General features: G+C 34.3%; 16 protein-coding genes. 6 read left to right on the plus strand and 10 right to left on the minus strand.

Features of this window, described 5'->3' with window-relative positions:
* Nucleotides 1-60: 60 nt before the first annotated feature.
* From HMPREF1052_RS03570 to udk, 4 genes are read right to left on the minus strand one after another with little or no spacing between them, the layout of a single operon-like run.
* Nucleotides 61-1251, minus strand: coding sequence for a sugar transporter (locus HMPREF1052_RS03570; protein ID WP_005759766.1), 1191 nt, complete (start codon nt 1249-1251; stop codon nt 61-63).
* A gap of 1 nt (nt 1252) precedes the next feature.
* Nucleotides 1253-2611 (minus strand): hypothetical protein, encoded by a 1359-nt coding sequence (locus HMPREF1052_RS03575; protein WP_005759760.1) that lies wholly within the window; start codon nt 2609-2611, stop codon nt 1253-1255.
* Between the two features lie 8 nt (nt 2612-2619).
* Nucleotides 2620-3204 carry a dCTP deaminase gene (gene dcd, locus HMPREF1052_RS03580; protein ID WP_005759772.1) on the minus strand — a complete coding sequence of 195 codons (585 nt, stop codon included), beginning with the start codon at nt 3202-3204 and terminating at the stop codon, nt 2620-2622.
* Between the two features lie 11 nt (nt 3205-3215).
* Nucleotides 3216-3866 (minus strand): uridine kinase, encoded by a 651-nt coding sequence (gene udk, locus HMPREF1052_RS03585; RefSeq protein WP_005759758.1) that lies wholly within the window; start codon nt 3864-3866, stop codon nt 3216-3218.
* A gap of 232 nt (nt 3867-4098) precedes the next feature.
* Here udk and HMPREF1052_RS03590 point away from each other — a divergent pair, with 232 nt between their 5' ends.
* The 4 genes from HMPREF1052_RS03590 (at nt 4099) to fbpC (ending at nt 9490) form a co-directional block, all read left to right on the plus strand.
* Nucleotides 4099-5139, plus strand: coding sequence for an ABC transporter substrate-binding protein (locus tag HMPREF1052_RS03590; RefSeq protein ID WP_005759767.1), 1041 nt, complete (start codon nt 4099-4101; stop codon nt 5137-5139).
* 30 nt (nt 5140-5169) lie between these two features.
* Nucleotides 5170-6204 carry an ABC transporter substrate-binding protein gene (locus HMPREF1052_RS03595; protein ID WP_005759765.1) on the plus strand — a complete coding sequence of 345 codons (1035 nt, stop codon included), beginning with the start codon at nt 5170-5172 and terminating at the stop codon, nt 6202-6204.
* Nucleotides 6205-6307: 103 nt separating this feature from the next.
* On the plus strand, nt 6308-8365 hold the full coding sequence (locus HMPREF1052_RS03600; RefSeq protein WP_005759756.1) for an ABC transporter permease: 2058 nt from the start codon (nt 6308-6310) through the stop codon (nt 8363-8365).
* Nucleotides 8366-8443: 78 nt separating this feature from the next.
* Complete coding sequence (gene fbpC, locus HMPREF1052_RS03605; RefSeq protein ID WP_005759763.1) at nt 8444-9490, plus strand: ferric ABC transporter ATP-binding protein; 1047 nt, start codon at nt 8444-8446, stop codon at nt 9488-9490.
* Between the two features lie 88 nt (nt 9491-9578).
* Here fbpC and rsmC read toward each other — a convergent pair whose 3' ends face one another.
* Nucleotides 9579-10571 carry a 16S rRNA (guanine(1207)-N(2))-methyltransferase RsmC gene (gene rsmC / locus HMPREF1052_RS03610; RefSeq protein WP_005759754.1) on the minus strand — a complete coding sequence of 331 codons (993 nt, stop codon included), beginning with the start codon at nt 10569-10571 and terminating at the stop codon, nt 9579-9581.
* A gap of 61 nt (nt 10572-10632) precedes the next feature.
* Here rsmC and HMPREF1052_RS03615 point away from each other — a divergent pair, with 61 nt between their 5' ends.
* Both HMPREF1052_RS03615 and rimI read left to right on the plus strand, forming a co-directional pair.
* The gene (locus HMPREF1052_RS03615; protein WP_005759761.1) at nt 10633-11046 is read left to right on the plus strand and encodes a DNA polymerase III subunit psi; all 414 of its coding nucleotides are present in this window, start codon (nt 10633-10635) and stop codon (nt 11044-11046) included.
* Nucleotides 11043-11486 (plus strand): ribosomal protein S18-alanine N-acetyltransferase, encoded by a 444-nt coding sequence (gene rimI / locus HMPREF1052_RS03620; protein WP_005759775.1) that lies wholly within the window; start codon nt 11043-11045, stop codon nt 11484-11486. The genes HMPREF1052_RS03615 and rimI overlap by 4 nt, the downstream gene beginning before the upstream one ends.
* 41 nt (nt 11487-11527) lie before the next feature.
* Here the strand turns inward: rimI and recC are convergent, their stop codons facing one another.
* The 5 genes from recC to HMPREF1052_RS03645 form a co-directional block, all read right to left on the minus strand.
* Nucleotides 11528-14968 carry an exodeoxyribonuclease V subunit gamma gene (gene recC, locus HMPREF1052_RS03625; RefSeq protein ID WP_040596246.1) on the minus strand — a complete coding sequence of 1147 codons (3441 nt, stop codon included), beginning with the start codon at nt 14966-14968 and terminating at the stop codon, nt 11528-11530.
* A 65-nt stretch (nt 14969-15033) separates the two neighbouring features.
* The gene (locus HMPREF1052_RS03630; RefSeq protein WP_005759769.1) at nt 15034-15318 is read right to left on the minus strand and encodes a DUF5374 domain-containing protein; all 285 of its coding nucleotides are present in this window, start codon (nt 15316-15318) and stop codon (nt 15034-15036) included.
* Nucleotides 15305-15991 (minus strand): DUF2572 family protein, encoded by a 687-nt coding sequence (locus tag HMPREF1052_RS03635; RefSeq protein WP_005759773.1) that lies wholly within the window; start codon nt 15989-15991, stop codon nt 15305-15307. The genes HMPREF1052_RS03630 and HMPREF1052_RS03635 overlap by 14 nt, the downstream gene beginning before the upstream one ends.
* Nucleotides 15978-16571, minus strand: a complete 594-nt coding sequence (locus HMPREF1052_RS03640) for a hypothetical protein (RefSeq protein ID WP_081484384.1) — start codon at nt 16569-16571, stop codon at nt 15978-15980. Before HMPREF1052_RS03640 ends, HMPREF1052_RS03635 begins: the two co-directional genes overlap by 14 nt.
* 38 nt (nt 16572-16609) lie before the next feature.
* Nucleotides 16610-17143, minus strand: a complete 534-nt coding sequence (locus HMPREF1052_RS03645) for a prepilin-type N-terminal cleavage/methylation domain-containing protein (protein WP_005759770.1) — start codon at nt 17141-17143, stop codon at nt 16610-16612.
* Nucleotides 17144-17281: the final 138 nt, after the last annotated feature.

Raw genomic sequence — 17281 nt, forward strand, 5'->3', positions numbered from 1 at the left:
AACGCAAAAGTGCGGTTAAATTTCCAAAAATTTAACCGCACTTTTATTATGCTAGCAAGACTAATGTTTGGGATTAGATGGATGATATCGAAATTTCAAATGCATGGTCACAAACCACAGCATACCAATCAATCCAAGTAACCCACCTACATAACCAATATTTGCTAGCCCTAAATGCTGCATAACTTGATTACCAATTAATGCTCCACCACCGATACCAATATTATAGATTCCTGAATAAATTGAGGTTGCTACATCTGTAGCATCTGGTGCAATTTGTAATACGCGCATTTGCATACTCAAACTCATAGCTGAAATACCCACTCCCCAAATAAATACCAAAATAAACATTGCTAAAGTACTTTGGCTAAATACATGAATTAATAATAAAGAAAGTGTTAAAACTATGACCATAGTCAGTAAAAATTGAATTGGACCACAACGATATAAACGCCCAAATAATACACTTGCTACAATTCCTGATAAACCAAATATCAATAATACAGCTGTGGCTGTATTAGCTGAAACCTGATTAATTTGAATCATAAAGGGTTCAATATAACTATAAGCAGTAAAATGTGCTGAAATAATAATAATCGTAAAAATATATACTCCAATCAGCATTGGGCGACGCAATAAGCTTGGTAAACTACTTAATGACCCCGAACTTTTGCTTGGAATATTTGGCAAAATATAAGCAATAATAATCATTACCATAGTTGCGATACTCGCAATAATGGCAAAGGTTGTACGCCATCCTAACCATTGTCCAATGATACGCCCTAAAGGTAAACCTAGTACCATCGCCAAAGCCGTTCCCATAGAAAACAAACCCAATGCTTGAGTTTTCTTATTTTTGGGGGCAACACGCAACACTAAAGAGGCAGTAATTGACCAAAATACAGAATGAGTTAAGGCAATACCCGCACGAGAAATTAATAATATCCAATAATTCCAAGCACAAGCGGAAAGAATATGACTAGCAATAAAAATCATAAATAGCTTAATGAGTAGTGATTTTCTTTCCATTTTGGAAGTAAGTAACATGCAAGGTAATGACAATAAAGAGACTATCCAAGCATATACGGTAATCATTAATCCTACTTCTGAAACCGACATTTGGAAACTGGTTGCAATGTCTGTTAATAAAGCTACAGGAATAAATTCTGTAGTATTAAAAATAAACGCAGCACAAGCCATCACCATGACGCGTAAATACTCAATACGCATGGCACTTTGTTTAGTCAACATATTATTTAAACTTTTCCTTCATAAAATTCTTTAATTGCTGCCTAAAATCTTTAGTAATTTCCACTTTATATTGAGGAGAGCTACAATCATCGAAGAAACGAATTGGCAAACTTAAATTTTTATAGTTAGGATTATTTACGCCAATATTCACCATCACATCACATTTCATGCTACGTAAATCAGCTTTTCCATATCCTTTTAATATTAATTCATCAGTACGCAATGACATATTTTCCAAATAAACATCTCGTCCTAACCAATTTAACTTAGTATTATATTGAAGAAAATTAGTCTCTAAATTTTTCAATTTTTCTTCATCATAATTAATTGGTAGATACTGTGCGACCAAAGAAATCAGATTGAGTCCTTGGAGCTTACCATTCATCACATTTAAGTCAAAGGTACCACTTGTCATCTCTGTATCACCGAAATGTAATACGGCAGAAACATCACTCTTACCTGAAATAACTACAGGTAATTTTAAAACGCTGAGTAATTTTTCAATGGGAAAAAACTCGGTTTTAAATTGAACAATTTTACTTTGTTCATGAGTTGGAATGATATGAATAGATGAATTACAATAATTACAAGCTGAGGAGGTAAAACTCATAGATTGTGTTTCTAAATTGCCTTTAGGCAGATTTAGTTTTGCATGAATGCGTCCAAGATCTTGTGAATTTAATTTAAGTGTGTCAGCCACAAATTCATAATGATCTAATTGGGCTAAATTAGAAATAATGGTCGTTTGTCCAATAGAAGCATCAAACTGTTTATTATTGGAATAAGCCAATTCATTTAAATCAACAGAGATTTGAGTATCTTTTAGGGCAATTCCTTGAGGAATAAATTTTAATTTAGTCGCCAAAGAAATATCATCGTTATGTCGATTTTTTGCTTTAAATTCCACGCCATATAACCATTGATTTAATTTATCATTCTTCATTTTTTTCGTTTGTAAAAAATGAATTAAATCATCAATAGCTACAAAATTAAGATGTGCTGGAGTCACTGAAAGTGTAATCGATTGTAATTCTGCAGGTTGTTCAGGATTACGCCAAAATTTGCCATTATCAAATTGTAATTGGGTAATCGTAAAATCACCTGAAAAAACAGACAAACCTGCCAATTCAGCCGTTGCACGCTCAAAACTAATCACTTGATTACCGTCTAACACATAACGTATTTTCTCTGCTGTAAAAGCTGGACGTAATAAAAAACTAAAATCGAGGCTATGAACCTCGATTCCTTGTTTTTGTAATAGTGTAATAAGTTTAGTTTCAGCTTTGTCTTTTTGTATATGCAAAAATACCAGTAATGCAATCAGTATTCCTAATATTATCGCAGCCACTTTCTTTGACATTGACTTGCCTATTTATCTTCATTTATACGGCTTGCTACCGCACTTTGTTGATTTTTATATTTTGCATCTTGACGACAATTATAAGGTCTTGCAGCATAACCACTTAAGATCTCAAAACTTAATGCACCAATAATCATATTTGGTCGTAATGCCAGTGGCAATTTTCCAGAATTATAAAACTCTAATACAATTTTACCTTCCCAACCAGGATCAATACGATGTGCGGTAACATGTACCATCAATCCTAAACGGGCTAATGATGAACGTCCATCTAACCAACCGATCACATTAGCAGGTAATTTTACGCTTTCATATGTAGTAGCTAAAGCTAAAGCTCCTGGATGAAGAAAAAATGCTTCGTTATCTTGAATAATAATTTCCTCACTCATTACTCGTTCTAACTGGGCTGTGACTTCCTCACGAGGACCACTCACATCAATATAAGGTGCTGAATATTCTCGGAATACTCGGAATGAATTTCCTAATCGTAAATCAATAGTTGCACCGTTAATTTTATCATTACTCGGACGAGGCATAATTTCAATAATCCCCTCATCTAAATAACGTTCAATATCAGTGTCACATAATCTCATCAGATTTCCTTTTACTTTTGACCTAACATATGTAAAATTTGGGCCTTCAACATATTGATCGCAATGCGATTTTTACCACCTCGAGGGATAATAATATCGGCATATTGTTTTGAAGGTTGAATGAATTGTAAGAACATCGGACGTACTGTTTTACGATATTGCTCTACTACAGACTCTAGCGAACGGCCTCGTTCTTCCATATCACGTTTTAATCGACGAATAAAACAAATATCTAGAGGTGCATCCACAAATAAAGATAAATTAAGTTCCTTACGGACACGTTCATCGGTTAATAGTAAGATACCCTCTAAAATAATTACTTTCTTTGGTTCAAAGTGAGTAACCTCTTTCATTCTTGTATGTTCTACATAGCTATACTGAGGAATATCCACTGTTTTGCCTGCTTTCAATGCTTGCAAATGCTCAATTAATAACTCTCTATCCATTGAATTCGGATGGTCATAATTGGTCTGAGTTCGGGTTTCAAAATCCAAATGGCTCTGATCTTTATAATAGCTGTCCTCAGAGATTATTCCCATTTCTTCATGTCCTAACTGTTCACATAATTCTTTGTATACAGTTGAAGCGATTAAACTTTTACCTGATGCAGAAGCTCCTGCAATAGCGATGATAATACAAGATGTATTTGATGAATCTGACATGGAAACCCCAATAAGCATGAAAAAACTAGGTAAGATTATAAAGATATTTTAGGATTTTTTACAGTTATTTAAACTTTTTTAGAGCAGAAAGTTCAGTTAATACAAGATTTTGTGAAGCACTTCACGGTATTCATTTTTAGTTTCTTGTAATATTAATTAAATTTCAAAGGTGTCTAGTCACTGAGAATTTATACATGATATTCAGCTTTCTATATAACAATCGAGGTTAATTATGAAAATCAAGAATCTTTCTCTCGCAATATCTACCGCACTTTTAGGAGCTAGTCTAATGTTTTGCGCACAAGCTAACGCTAAAGGTCGTTTAGTCGTTTACTGTAGCGCAACCAATCAAATGTGTGAAGCCGTCACTCAAGAATTCGGAAATAAATATGATGTTAAAACTTCATTTATCCGTAATGGCTCAGGCAGTACCTTTGCAAAAGTAGAAGCTGAAAAGAATAATCCTCAAGCTGATGTTTGGTATGGTGGTACATTTGATCCTCAAGCACAAGCGGCTGAAATGGGTTTACTTGAAGCCTACCGTTCACCAAATATTTCACAAATTGTAGAACGTTTCCAAGATCCTGCAAAAGTAAAAGGCAACTATGCTTCTGCAATTTACATGGGAATCTTAGGTTTTGGTGTAAATACCGAACGTTTACAAAAATTAGGTATTACAGAAGTACCAAAATGTTGGAAAGACTTAACAGATCCTCGCTTAAAAGGTGAAATCCAAATCGCTGACCCGCAAAGTTCTGGAACAGCTTATACTGCAATTGCAACATTTACTCAATTATGGGGTGAAGATCAAGCATTCGAATATTTCCGTAAATTACATCCAAATATTTCTCAATACACTAAATCAGGAATCACTCCATCACGCAGTACTGCTCGAGGCGAAGCAACCATCGGTATCGGCTTCTTACACGACTATGCTGTTGAGAAGAAAAATGGTGCACCAATTGAAATGATCGTACCTTGTGAAGGCACTGGTTATGAATTAGGTGGACTAAGTATTATTAAAGGTGCTCGTAATATAGATAATGCAAAACTCTTTGTGGACTATGTGTTATCAAAAGAAGGACAAGAAGTAGCTTGGAGAAAAGGTGAAGCTCACCAAACACTATTAAATACCAATGCGGAACAATCACCTACTGCATTTGACCCATTAAAACTTAAATTAATTAACTATGACTTTGAAAAATATGGTGCAACTGAAGAGCGTAAACGTCTAATTGAAAAATGGGTACAAGATGTAAAATTAGCCAAATAATCAATCCTTAAATAAATTTGGGAGAACCCTATGAAAAAAGCAAAACTTGCTGGAGCAATCTCAGCAGTTTTGCTTGGTAGCACTATGCTATCAAGCAATGTTGCAGCAGAAGGACGTTTAGTTGTTTATTGCAGTGCTCAAAATACGATGTGTGAACAAGAAACACTCGCTTTCGAGAAAAAGTACAATATTAAAACCAGTTTTATTCGAGGTGGAACAGGCAGTATTTTAGCAAAAATTGATGCTGAAAAAGATAATCCACAGGGTGATGTTTGGTATGGTGGCACATTAGATCCTCATTCCCAAGCAGGAGAAATGGGCTTATTAGAACCTTATAAATCCCCTAATTTACAATTTATTCCAGATAAATTAAAAGATCCTGGTAAAGTCAAAGGCAATTATTCCTCTGCAATTTATCTTGGTATCTTAGGTTTTGGTGTAAATACCGAAAAATTAGCAAAAATGAATATTCCTGTACCTAAATGTTGGAAAGATTTAACCGATCCTCGATTAAAAAATGAAATTCAATCTGCTGATCCACAAAGCTCCGGTACCGCTTATACTGCATTAGCGACCTTTATTCAATTATGGGGTGAAGAAGAAGCTTTCAAATATCTAAAAGCCTTACATAAGAATGTTTCCCAGTATACAAAATCAGGTAACACTGCGACTCGTAATACCGCACGTGGTGAAGCTTCTATTGGTATTGGATTCTTACATGAACATTCACTTGAAAAAGAAAAAGGTGCGCCTGTTGAATTAGTAGTTCCTTGCGAAGGAACTGGCTATGAAATTGGTGGTGTAAGTTTAATCAAAGGTGCTAGAAATAAAGAAAATGCTAAATTGTTCATTGATTGGGCGTTATCAAAAGAAGCTCAAGAACTCTCTTGGCAAAAAGGTGAAACTCACCAAATTTTAACTAATAGTACCGCTAAACAATCACCTTATGCTTTAGATTTCAAATCCATTAATTTAATTAATTACGATTTTGATAAATATGGCTCAAGTGATTTACGTAAACGACTCATTACCAAATGGGTTGATGATGTAAAATTAGCCAAATAATTTATAATAAACGAGGCAAGTTGCTTAACTTGCCTCATTTCAAAAGAATTTAAAAATTCTTAAAATTTTAACCGCACTTTTGTCAATTATTGAGCGAGGTTGTATGAATTCCGCAAAATTACCAATAACACATTCGGCGAGTTTCTGGGTTATTCTTTCCTTTATTGCGTTTGTTATTTTACCTTCACAAGCCCTTGACTATGGCTTATTAGAAAGTACGAAAGATGAATTTTATGATGCGATGGGATGGTCCTCTTGGAATCTCACTGCTTTATGGTTTATTCCTCTTATCATTTTCTTGATTATTCCTAAATTAGGTTTATCAAAAACAACTGAAGCTAAAACTGAATTAATCTTCGTTACTGTTATTGCACTCTTTACATTTATTAGTGCAACAGTCATGAAAGTTAGCATGGGTTATTCTGTCATTGTATTAATTGCCAGTTTAACAGCCATTGCCACATTAGCTTTAGCAAAATTAAAAATTATGCAAGGCGATAAATTTATTATTGGTTCACTCCTCTGCATTATTTTATTAATTTTCTTCTTTATTGTTTATCCAACCGTAGCTATCTTTGTTTCTATGTTCTACGACGAAGGAACTTTTGCACCACAACAAGTCCTTCGTATTATTAGCCAAAATTACATTGTACGAGTAATCGCAAACTCATTATTTCTTTCTGGCTTTGTTGGATTAGTTTCAACTATTTTTGGCTTAGCTTTTGCCCTTTATACTACTCGTATCGCTAAACGTTCCGCTTTTATAGGTAAAATTTTCTCTATTCTACCTATCGTTACTCCTCCTTTCGTAGTAGGTTTAGGCGTTACCCTCATGTTAGGACGTTCTGGCTATGTTACTGAATTCCTAGCAAATAATTTTGGCTTTACCAATAGTAACTGGTTATATGGTTTTAATGGTATCGCCATTGCACAAATCCTCGCATTTGCACCAATTTCATTTATGCTTTTAGATGGTGCATTGAAGTCAATTCATCCATCAATTGAAGAAGCTTCTTATACATTACGAGCAAATAGATATCAAACCTTCTATAACATCATTTTCCCATTATTGCGTCCTGCATTGGCTAACTCATTTTTAATCGTATTTATCCAATCATTAGCAGACTTTAGTAATCCATTAGTTTTGGGGGGAAGTTTCGATGTCATTGCAACACAAATCTATTTCTATATTGCTGGTTCACAATTAGACTATGCTTCTGCAAGTACTTTAGGCTCAATGCTATTATTGTTCTCATTAGCAATTTTTGTTATCCAATATGTATGGATTGGTAATCGTTCTTACGTCACTGTGTCTGGTAAATCTTACCGTGGTGACGTGCAAGAATTGCCTACTGGGTTAAAATACACCATTATTCTCATGTTAGGTCTATGGATTATTTTTAACTTAGCATTATACGGTAGTATTTTCTATGGTAGTTTCACTGTTAACTGGGGAGTAGATTACACATTTACCTTAAATAACTACAGTATGTTATTTGGTCAAGGATTGAGCGATGGTGCATGGCCTTCATTACTCAATACCATGTTCTATGCTGGTATTGCAGCGCCACTCACAGCCTTATTTGGTTTGCTAATTGCTTACATTGTGGTTCGTAAAGATTTCCAAGGTAAGAAAACATTAGAATTCTTAACCATGCTTTGTTTTGCTGTACCAGGCACCGTAGCTGGGGTATCTTATATCTTAGCCTTTAACAATGCCCCAATGTATATTACTGGTACGGGTATCATCATTATTATTTCTATGGTAATGCGTGACCTACCTATCGGTATGCGTTCTGCAATTGCGGGGTTAGGGCAATTAGATAAATCTCTTGATGAAGCCTCATTATCTTTAAAAGGTAGTTCATTTAAAACCATCTGGTATATTGTGTTCCCACTTTTAAAACCAGCATTATTATCCGCATTAGTAACGAGTTTCGTACGTGCCATGACCACCGTCAGTGCAATTATCTTCTTGGTCACTGCAGATACCCGTGTAGCAACAGCCTATATATTAAACCGTGTAGAAGACGGTGAATATGGTATTGCAATCGCTTACGGTTCAATCTTAATCGTGGTTATGATGGCGATCATCCTATTCTTCGACTGGATTGTAGGTGATACACGTATCTCACGTTCTAAAGCGAAACAAATGAGTTAATTTTGAAGATGGGATAACTTGCCCATCAGAGTTTGATTAGGCGGAAAAATTATCCGCCCTATAGAAAGGCAGTAAAATATGAATAATGATTTCGTTGTTTTAAAAAATATTACCAAAGCATTCGGCAAATCAGTGGTAATTGACAATTTAGATTTAGTTATCAAACGCGGTACCATGGTTACTTTATTAGGGCCATCAGGCTGCGGAAAAACCACCGTATTACGTTTAGTTGCAGGGCTTGAAAGTCCAACTTCAGGACAAATTTTTATTGATGGAGAAGATGTTACCAAATCCTCCATTCAAAACCGCGATATTTGTATCGTATTCCAGTCTTATGCGTTATTCCCACATATGTCTATTGGAGATAACGTAGGATATGGCTTACGCATGCAAAATGTCAGTAAAGAAGAGCGTCAACAACGTATTAAAGAAGCCTTAGAATTAGTTGATTTAGCAGGTTTTGAAGATCGTTATGTAGACCAAATTTCAGGTGGTCAACAACAACGTGTCGCATTAGCACGTGCCTTAGTCCTAAAACCCAAAGTGTTATTATTTGATGAACCGCTAAGTAACTTAGATGCTAACTTACGTCGTTCTATGCGAGAAAAAATTCGTGAATTACAACAACGCCTCGGAATTACTTCACTTTATGTCACACATGACCAAACAGAAGCCTTTGCTGTTTCTGATGAAGTTATCGTCATGAATAAAGGTAAGATTGTACAAAAGGCTCCTGCCAAAGAATTGTATCAACAGCCTAATTCGCTTTTCTTAGCTAACTTTATGGGAGAAAGTAGTATTTTAGAAGGCAGATTACAGGGCAATCAAGTGAATATTAACGGCTACCAATTTACCTTACCAAATGCTGAGAAATTTAATTTAGCCGATGGGGAATGTTTAGTTGGTGTTCGCCCTGAAGCCGTGACATTAACTACAACAGGTGAATCATCACAATTATGTGATATTAAGAATGCTGTTTATATGGGAAACCATTGGGAAATCGTAGCTAACTGGGCTGGCAAAGATCTATTAATCAACGCTAATCCTGAAAACTTTGATCCCGTGCTCACACAGGCTTATGTAAACTTAGCGACTCATGGCGTATTCTTATTGAAAAAAGAATAGGCCACTTATTTTGCTATAAAAGTGCGGTAGGATTTTTAAGAATTTTATATAGTCAACAAAATTTCCTAAATCCTACCGCACTTTTTTATTAAAGAATAACTGAATACACTTTAAATTTATTGGTTTTCGCTAAGACTTGGTGTTCTCCGAAATATTGATCTAATAAATCAGGATAAGGCAAAAATGCATTTGCTACGATACGCAATTCTCCCCCTTGTACCAAATGCCATTGTGCTTGTGTAATCAGTTCAGTCACTGCTCGATAAGCGGTATCAATTCCATCATGAAAAGGTGGATTGGAAATAATTAAATCAAATTTGCCTGAAACTTGAGAAAACACATCACTGGCAAGAACATCTGCTTGTAAATGGTTTTCGCTCAATGTTCGTTCAGCAGAGGCAATTGCCATCGCATTAATATCAGTCATTGTTACAGTAGCTTGTGGATTTCTTCGTTTAATCATTGCCCCAATGACTCCAGCTCCACAACCTAAATCCAATACCTTGCCACGGATTTTATGATTAAGAGTGGATAATAATAACTCGGTACCAGCATCTAATTCATTCGCACTAAATACACCAGGTAAACTATAAACGGTTAAATCCTCTAACAGAGGACTCTGATAAGTTTTCCAGTATCTATTTAAGTCAAAATGAGGTTGTTTTTCTAAACAAAAATGATATAAACCACAACGACGAGCACTATCAATCTTACCAATACTACCATATTCACTTAACAACTTTTCTACTGAACGTACACCACTGCGATTTTCACCAATAATCAAAAACGCCTGCCCTACTGGTGCCTTAGATAATAATTGCATTAACTGAAACTGTACTTCTTGTTTATTCTTAGTCCAATAATATAGAATTAAGTCTGCTTGAAAATGAGATTCTATAGAAAACTCTACTAAGCTTTTATCCTTGGCATAATCAAAATACCAAGACCATACTTTTACAGATTGGCATTGAGATTGAATTTGTTGAGGGAAATCATCATTAATCCCACCTGCAAATAACACATGCTTATTGGCAAATAAAGATAAATGGCGTTCAAGAACTTGGCTTTCAAGTGAAATCACGTGGTAATCCTGTTGTTAATCAGATAAAATTGCACACATTATAAATGAAAACGGAATATGAATGAACAGACGAGACCTTCTTCTAAAAGAAATGGGGATCACCCAATGGCAACTGCATCGCCCAGAAGCATTAAAAGGAGCAGTAAATATTGTCGTGGATGAGTCAATTCATCTCGTGATTATCGCTGAACAAAGCTTAAATACTAAGGATCCTTTTGTTCAAGATATACTTCGTAGTGCAGAGATTAAACCGCAAAACTGCTTATTTATTAATTTCCAACAAGCCCCCCACTTACTTGTTCAACATCCAGTGAATTATTGGCTGCTCACCCAAGAACAAGAAAAATTGGAGCAAATACAGACGCTTTTCACTTTAAAAAATAGCTTATGGCAATGTGCTGATCTTGAAAGCCTCAAGCAGGATTCCCAAGCTAAACGTGTACTTTGGAAACAAATTCAAACAGCATTAATATGATCAACATTACTCCAATTCAAGAAAATGATTTCGAACGATTATTTGAAATTGAACAAGCCGCACATTTAGTACCTTGGTCGATGGGTACCTTGAAAAACAATCAAGGCTCTCGTTATATAAATTTAAAATTAACCGAGCAAAATCAAATTATCGGCTTCGCAATTTGCCAAACTGTATTAGATGAAGCAACCTTATTTAACATTGCTATTGATCCTAACTTTCAAGGTAAAGGTTTAGGAAAGAAATTATTGAGTCAGCTGATTGAAATACTAAGAAAAAAAGCTATTTTGACTCTATGGCTGGAAGTACGGGAATCAAATAATACGGCAAAACAACTTTATGATAAGCTTGGTTTTAATGAGGTAGATATTCGTAAGAATTATTATCCTAATCCACAAGGTGGGCGAGAGAATGCTATTGTGATGGCATTATATTTATAATGGATACTATTAAATAATGGGGCAAAATGCCCCATTTTCTATTAATGCTTTTCTTCTAATATACTTTCCAGCATCAGAGTAAACCAATTTTGAGTCATTTGTTGAATAGACAATAATTTCTGTGGCGTAAACGTTTGAGCTGTTGATTGTGAGAATACTCTCGACCAATAAACATCTGTACCATATTTCGTAGTCATACTATCTCTAAGTATGTTAAAGGCTTTTACCTCATCAAACTCATCTTCTAGCTGGCAATATTTCAGATATTTCTTAATCTCTTGAGTTGGCACAATTTGGATATTATGCAAACCTTGTAAATAGTCAGCCACATATTGACTCAAATGTGAAAGTGCGGTTGAATTTTTAAAAATTTCTTCAGCATTTTTAAAAGTTATATTGTTATCTTTGCCAACATATACGGGCGGATGAACATTATTTGTGGTAACCAGTTGTAATAAATAATAAAGCCAATTTTCAATAATCTGCTTATCTTTCACTGAACCAACTCGCCATCTTATGCGTTGCAAGCCGCCCCCCATATCATACAAATGAGTTAAATTCCCCGTTAAAAGAATTTTTTGCCCATTAATCTCTAAAGGCACTTCTACAGCTTGATATTGTGGCTCTTGTTGTAAATAAGTAGACACTAACTCTCTTATATTTCCAGACTCCACCATCAATTTTTGTTGATAAATTTCACCAAAATGCCCATAAGGTAAAATACCCTGAACTTTTAAAGTTTCAAAATAATTATCCACTTCATTTTCATCAAAATTCAATAACTCATCTTTTATCAAATAATTATCCAAATGAGTTAAACTAAAATTTTCTGTATCAGGAATTTGTTCATCCACATTTTCAAAATAAACTCCTAAACGTTTTTCAAAGAAAAATTTTACTGGATTTTGCACAAACTGAACTAACTGAATAATATCGACTTCTGTAGTTTGTTCTGAGATATCGATTGGCTGAACAAAATCTCGCACATCATTTTGCTGATAATTCACTAAAGATAACCATTCTTTAGCATATGAATGATGTTTATGATTAAAATTATTAGGGCTAAAAATTCTCATGGCATGCTGCTGAATTAAGGCTTGGCGTTGCTCTTCAATATCATCATGGCTTTCTGCTAGATTTTCAGCTAAATAATCCAATAGCTGACTGACTAATACAGATGGTTGAGTTTGATGATTATCGATAATAGACTGACCGACATAACTGATATATAAATAATTTTCAGCGGCTAATAATGCCTCAAGGAATAAATAACGGTCATCATCTCGACGGAAACGATCACCTTTCTGATGATGATGTTGCATTAAATCAAAGCTGTTTGGAGTTTGTTGACGAGGGTAACTACCATCATTCATCCCCAGTAAACACACCACTTTAAATGGAATGGCTCGCATTGGTAATAAGGTGCAGAAACTCACTCGACCAACTAAAAATTTAACACTATTTGGCGTATCATCTAAATGTGCAGCAATATGTTCAGCAATTACATCCACTTCTAACTTCTGTTCAAAACCCACTTCATGTAGCTGTTCAATGATATTTTGGATTTCTTCATTTAAATAAAATAACACAGCCTGTGTTTCTTCATTTTGAGCAAAAAAATCTTCAAGTAATTGAACTAACGCTGTATGCCATTCATTAACAGAATGTGTTGATTGCACGAAACATTGCCATTGATGTAGTGTTTCTATAAACGCTGATAGCGATCCTGCTAATTGACCACGTAAACCATGGCTCTGATCAAAACCTAAACTATCTTGCCAGATACCATTTTCAGCACGCATTGCATAACCTAATAGCATGCGTTCAATCCCTGCTTGCCATGCATTATAATTCTTACTGTGGTGATTTTCTTTCTCTAATCCAAAACGAATGCCTGAATTAGCAACCCAGTCTCGAAGGGTTTCTAAATCTTCAACAGCAATATTAAAATTTTCTCGAATAGCCGGAATATCTAGATAAGCTAATACCTCTTCGGCACTAAATTGACTTTCTTTTAAATTTAATAACATCAAAAAAGTGGCAATAATCACATCACTGGAAGATAGCTTATTATCAGAAATAGAGAATGGAATGTAGCGTTCATCCACTTTATAAAATTGAGGATGTTGTAAATTTCGCTGATATTGTCCAAATACAGCCTGAATATAAGGCGTATAAGTATCAATATCTGCCACCATCACCACAATATCTTTTGGTGTTAAATCTTTATGTTTTTCAAAAAGATCGAGTAAATAATCATGTAAAACTTCCACCTCTCGCATAATACTATGACAAGAATGAAATGAAATTGAGCGATCATCTTTAGCTTTCTTAAATTTTTGGGTACCAGATGGAACTAAATCTAAAATTTGACGCTGCACTTGCGATAATAAGGAATGATCATCTAACTTAACAAAAGCACTAATTTCATGATTATGTTCTTCATTTCTACTGATTAAATCTGTGAGTAAGTAAAAAAAATCCCGACCTAACTTCCCCCAACTCGCTAATAATGGATTCCCCACTTGGAGATTTTCTTGTTCTTGAGATAACTCATAACCATTTTGATCTAAATTTTCTAAAGCCTGTAGGCTAATGATATTTTCTGATTGCTGAGTTTGATAGGTTATACGTTTACGAAGTTGCAATTTTTGTAGAAACTTTTGATCAATAATATCACCCCAATATTCTTGGCTTGGATTATTAAAGAACAGATGAATATCACAATATTGGCTCATCGCCTCAAAGGTTTCTAAATAAGATTTAGGCAAGGCAGAAATCCCAAAAATAAAAATACGTTTTGGTAAATTTTCAGGCTTCTGCTGTTTTAGTTTTTCAATAAATTCACGATGTAAATTAGCACGATGACGTATTTTATTATTATCGCCAGTTTGGACGAGTGCCACTAAGTGATTCCATAAAATCCCTTGCCATTGAATATCTTGAATAATTTGCTGTAATGACTCTTTCCCCATATCTTGGCGATATTGTTTAATATCAGCTTCAATTTGGCTAAAATTTTGTTGTTCCCATGCTTGAATCCAGTTCGGACGATACACTAAATATTGGTCAAAAAGATCTGCGATTGTACGGGCTAATTGGTAAAGTTTATGCTGTTCAGAATGAGGGGCATAACTAAGATAATTTTTTAAAGCCTGAAAACTAGGTTCATCTAAATGATCTGGAATAATTTGCATCAGACGCCAAGTCATCGCATCTTTAGTAAATTCTGTTTGTTGACTAACATCTTCTAAGCAATTGCTATATTGTTGCCAAATAAAAGTAGCTGGCATAGGATATTTAATATTAGCAGAAATCCCTTTCTTTTCTGCAATCTTTAATTGCAACCATTGTGACATGCCAGGGCTTTGTACCAAAATAACATCAGATTGAAATGGATCATCCAAAGGCATCAATTCCATTAATTCAATAAGAATATCCTTCTGAACATCAAGTTTATTTGAATGGTAAACTGTAAACACTATGAATCTCCAAGACTGGGCGAATAGCAATATTTTCAATGACTTTGTTATCTATCGCAAGTCATTTACAAAGATATTTTTCCTTGGGGATAAGAAACATTCACTTTATGTTCTAAACAATTTATTTTAAATTGAATATTATTTTGGGTAATTTGCGACTTGCAACCTAAATTAAGAAACTGACGCTGTTTCTGATTTTCAGCAATCTGAATAGCCTGAAAAATTTGATAAATTCTTACCGCACTTTTACGTTGATGATGCGTCCATTGCTGAAATGCAAACATCAAAATACCCAAAATTGCCAGTGTAACTAATAATGAAATAGCGCTCATTCCTTTAGTTAGTTTCATTAAAATCACTCCAACTATAAGGCGCTAAATCCCATTCAGTCAGTGCTTGATGAATAAATTCAGAAACAGTCTTGCTACGAACAATTTTGATGCTATTTAAATTCACATTTCCCTCTGCAATAATAAAGCCTTTCAAACTTCCTGTTCCTTCTAAACTAATATTACCTTTAGCGACAACCATAATATTTTGTTGGTCATTAATTATTAACTTTGCCTCTTTCTCATCAAACCAATACAAATAAATTTTTTCTTTGGTAATTGGGTGAAAATATTGCTGATTAAATTTATCTCGAAATCGCTCAATATTTTCTACATTAATCAATTTTGAAAACTGTTTACTTTTACTGTTTGTTGGTCTAGTTTTGAATAAAGAATAACGCTTACAGAGAAAAAAATTTGAAATTTCTACCGCACTTTTAGGCAATTTAATTGGATATAAAAATACCGATTGTTCATCATTCAGCTCTTTATAAATCTGCTTGCAAACATCATTTTGCTGTTTTTGTACCAATTCTTGTAACTGATTTACCTCCGATACATAACTCATTCGTTGAGCCATAACAGCTCGATGATAATGTAATACCTCATCAACAAATAATAATGTGAAAATAGAGAGTGCCGCGATAATAATCACAATAGATAAAGTTGCAAACCCCGACCTATAAGCGTTCATGCCATAACACCTCATTCATTATTGGGACAACTATTGAAGTCTCATAAGAAATTGACTTATGCTCTTTTAATTGTCCCTTTAATTGAATTTCTAACCCTTTATTTTCTATCAACCAGTGAAAATTAAGATAAGTTACCTCAAATCGATGAGAATCAATTAATTGCTCCCAGCCCAATCGCAAACTACAACCAGAAAATAGTATTTTTTCATTATGCGCAACATTGGACTTTTTATTATCTGGATGAGGAATCGCTTCAATTCTTTTCTCATGTAAGCGATAGCCCACAACAAGCTTATTATCTTCTGAGCCTTTCTTAGCTTTCTTATCTTCATTACCTATTCCATATGAAAAAAGAATACAACTATTTCTCTTTTCAGATGAATATTCGCTCAATTGAACAACTCGATATTTAGGGTCTTGAATGTTAAATCCTGCACGGCGAATATCCTTTCCGATAATCTGTAACACATTTTGCAATTCAGATTGAAGTTCTAATTGTAGTAACTGATTTTGGTTCTGTTTCTGAATATAAATATAAAATTGCATAATCACTAATAATAGAAATGCAGATAAAGCCATTGAAACTAATAAATTGACCAAAGTTTGTCCTCGGTATATCACAATGACACTCCTGAATTAAAACAAGCAGAATGACTCTTCTGATCTTTAATACTGATATTCCCCATTTTAGAAAAACTCAATACGGCTTGTTCATGTTGTGAAACCAGAGAAAAACAATTATTTTCTGTAGTACGACGAATACCACCTAATTTAGCCGCAATTTGTGGATAATATTTTTTACCGACAAACTTAACTTGCTTGGGAAATAGAGGATGATAAAAATGAGGATAAAGTTCTTGAGAACAAGTATTAGGCTTCAAACAATCACATACCATATTATCTTTTTTAATATGTGCCACAATGCACCAAACATGATTGTTAGAAGAATGATTGACCACTAGATGCCAAATTTGATGCGAATTTTCTACACGAGCTTGAATGTGTTTAATAAAAAGCAAAAGCCGTTTTTGTTCTTGTTGCAACATTTGCTTTTCTTCTAAAGATTTCCAACTTGGAATTGCAATAGATACAGAAAGACTTAATAACAAAATGACAATTAAAACTTCTAATAATGTAAATCCTTTAAGCATAAAATTTCCTTATTTTTGACCGCACTTTAAAAGATTTAACATAAGAAGAAAATGAGGTAAGAAATTTTTTGCTATGAAGATCGCAAAACTGAAATTTAAAGTTTAAATTATAGGAAGAATTTTGACTTAAGATAAAGT

It is taken from the genome of Pasteurella bettyae CCUG 2042 (assembly GCF_000262245.1).
In the GTDB taxonomy this organism is placed as follows: Bacteria; Pseudomonadota; Gammaproteobacteria; order Enterobacterales; family Pasteurellaceae; genus Basfia; species Basfia bettyae.